Source organism: Actinomycetota bacterium, assembly GCA_041658565.1.
Classification (GTDB): Bacteria; Actinomycetota; AC-67; order AC-67; family AC-67; genus JBAZZY01.
Genome location: JBAZZY010000083.1, coordinates 1 through 2,985 on the forward strand (window position 1 = coordinate 1; position 2,985 = coordinate 2,985).

General features: G+C 65.7%; 3 protein-coding genes. All 3 read left to right on the top strand.

The genetic code is table 11. From position 1 onward, the window contains the following. On the top strand, window positions 1-865 hold an 865-nt coding region (locus WDA27_15130), incomplete at its 5' end, for an FAD binding domain-containing protein (GenBank protein ID MFA5892257.1). Between the two features lies 1 nt (window position 866). Next, a complete protein-coding gene (locus WDA27_15135) occupies window positions 867-1,352 on the top strand; it encodes a (2Fe-2S)-binding protein (GenBank protein MFA5892258.1) in 486 nt (161 codons plus the stop codon). Continuing rightward, the coding region (locus WDA27_15140) for a xanthine dehydrogenase family protein molybdopterin-binding subunit (GenBank protein ID MFA5892259.1) at window positions 1,345-2,985 on the top strand (1,641 nt) is incomplete at its 3' end. The genes WDA27_15135 and WDA27_15140, both read left to right, overlap by 8 nt.

Here is a 2,985-nt window from a genome sequence, read left to right on the forward strand (position 1 = left end):
GGATTTCCGCCGCCCGCCGCCCGCCGCCCGACCGGAAGGAAGGCCCATGCTGTACGAATTCCGTTATCTTTCCCCGCGAACGCTGCCCGACCTGTTGGCGACGCTCGCCGAGCACGCCGCCGACGGACAGGTCCTGGCGGGAGGCACCGACCTGTTGCCCAATATACGCAACGGCATACGGAAACCCGCTTTCGTGATCGATTCCAAGCTATATCCCGGAGCGGCGGACCTTCGCTGGAGCGAGTCCGAAGGGCTCCACATCGGCCCCGCGGCCACCATTTCGGACGTTATGCGAAATAAAACCGCCCGGGAGCTTTTTCCCACGCTCTGCGCCTGCGCCCACGAGCTGGCCTCGCATCAAGTGCGCAATCGCGCCACGGTGGCGGGCAACGTGGTAAACGCCTCGCCATGCTCCGACATGGCCCCGGCCCTGCTCTGCCTCGGCGCGAGGGCGATCGTCGAGCGGGCGGGCGGCGATCGCAGGGAGTTGGCTTTCGCGGGCTTCTTCGCGGGCGTCAAGAAGACCGTGCTCCGCCCCGGCGAGTATCTCTCGGGCATCGTCGTTCCCGCCTCGGCCGCGAAGGCCAAGGGTCGATACCTCAAGCTCAAGCGCATAGCCGGGCACGACCTGGGCATCGTCGGCGTCCTCATGACCGAAAAGGACGGCGTTCTTCGGTTCGGCGTGAGTTCGGCCGCGCCCACGCCGGTCCTCGTCGAGACCGTCGCGCGCAAGGACGGGCCCGAGGAGGCCGTGCGCAAAGTGCTCGCCTCGGTGAGCCCGATCGACGATGTGCGGAGCACCAAGGCGTATCGCGAGCACATGATCGGCGTCTACGTGCGCCGCCTTCTCGAGGAGGTGAGGTAACATGCGGATCAGACTCAGTGTGAACGGGCAAGTCTACGCCCGCGACGTGGAAGAGCATCGAACGCTCCTGCGCTTCCTCAGGGAGGACCTCGGTCTTCCGGGCACGAAGGAAGGCTGCGGCATGGGCGAGTGCGGCGCTTGTACCGTCATCTACAACGGTCGAGCGGTCAACGCCTGCATGGTCCTCGCGGTCGAGGCCGACGGCGCGACGATCGAAACGATCGAGGGCGAGGCGAAGGGCGATTCGCTCTCCGATATCCAGGCCGCCTTCGAGCGCAATCACGCCGTTCAGTGCGGCTTTTGCACGCCCGGTATGGTCATGTCGGTCAAGGAGCTCCTCCGCGAGAATCCGAAGCCGGACGACGACGAGATAAAAGAGGCGATCGAGGGCAATTTCTGCCGCTGCACCGGATATACGCAGATCATTGAGGCCGTTCGCGATCTGACCGGAAGGTCAGGGGAGAAGGGGGGGCTGGAACATGTATGATTCGCTGAGGCCCGAGGAACTCTCCCAGGTCGGGAAATCGCCCGAACGCGCCGACGATGTCGAGAAACTTTGCGGCACGGCCACCTACGTGAGCGACATGGAGCTGCCCGGCATGCTCCACGCCCAGGTCAAGAAGAGCCCGCATGCCCGAGCTCGCATAACGCGCATCGACGCGTCGAAGGCCCTCGCCATGGACGGCGTCCGCGCCGTGGTCACGGGCGAGGAGCTCGATTACCGGCTCGGCCTCTATGTGGTCGACAAGCGCATTCTCGCCAAGGGCGAGGTCCGGCACCATGGCGAGGCCGTAGCCGCCGTGGCGGCAGACACGATCGAGATCGCGCGCGCTGCCGTCGAGGCCATCGTCGTCGACTACGAGCCCCTCCCTCCGGTCCTCCACCACATGGACGCGCTCAAGGCCGACGCTCCCCTCGTCCATCCTGACCTCGGCGGCTATTCCTACATGGCGGCGGCCTTCACGCCGATGCCGGGCACCAACATCGCCAACCACACGAAATTGCGCAAGGGCGATGTCGAGAAGGGTTTCGCGGAATCGGCGTGGGTCGTGGAGCGCGAGTATTCCTGCCCCTCGGTCCAGCACGTTCCGATGGAGACCCACGTCGCCATAGTGCAGTGGGGCAAGAGCGACCGAGTCACGATCTGGACCAGCGCCCAGTCGCCTTTCACGGTCCGAAACCTCTTTTGCCACGCATTCGGTCTTCCGCATAACGACGTGCGCGTGCACATCCCCTACGTGGGCGGCGGCTTTGGCGGCAAGGCCGGCATCGGCGTCGAGCCGCTGGCCGCCGTGCTCTCGCGCAAGGCGGGCGGCCGGCCCGTCAAGTTCCGCGCGAGCCGCGAGGAGGAGTTCAGCCTCCTTCCCTGCCGGAGCGCGCTCACCTACCGCCTCAAGACGGGCGTCTCGGCCGAGGGCAAGATCCTCGCGCAGGAGATGACGCTCTATTGGGACTCCGGCGCCTACGCCGATTACGCCGTCAACGTCACGCGCGCCTCCGGCTATTCCGCCTCGGGGCCCTACGAGATACCCGCCGCGAAGGTCGATTCCTACACGATCTACACGAACAAGCCCTACGGTACCGCCTATCGCGGCTTCGGCCACGTCGAGTTCCACTGGGCGATAGAGCGGCACATGGAGCTGATCGCCTCGGCCATCGGCATGGACCCCCTCGAGTTTCGCCTGAGGAACGCCCTCAAGCCGGGCTCGAGGACCCTCACCGGCGAGGAGATCACGGAGCACACCGGCAACGTGCGCAAATGCATAGAGACGGCCGCGAAAGCCGTGAGCTACGGCGGCCTCACGAAGGAAGAGGCCGAGCGAGAGCGCCTAACGGGTTGGAAGATCGGCAAGGGCGTCGCCGCGCTCCAGAAGGCCCCCGCCATGCCCTCGTACACCTCCACGGCCGTCATCGTGAAAATGAACGAGGACGGGACGGTGGCGGTCAACCTGGCCCTCACCGACTACGGACAGGGCACCTACACCTCCATCCGCCAGATCGCGGCCGAGCGCCTCGGCTTCCCCCTCGACAAGGTGAAAGTCTCCTTCGAGTGCGATACGGACAAGGACCCCTACGACTGGCAAACCGTCGCCTCGAAGGGCCTGCTTCTTTCGGGCAAC

What these genes read in the sequence shown, in the direction of transcription:
- WDA27_15135 (MFA5892258.1), top strand. Translation starts at nt 867, where the DNA reads ATGCGGATCAGACTCAGTGTGAACGGGCAAGTCTACGCCCGCGACGTG.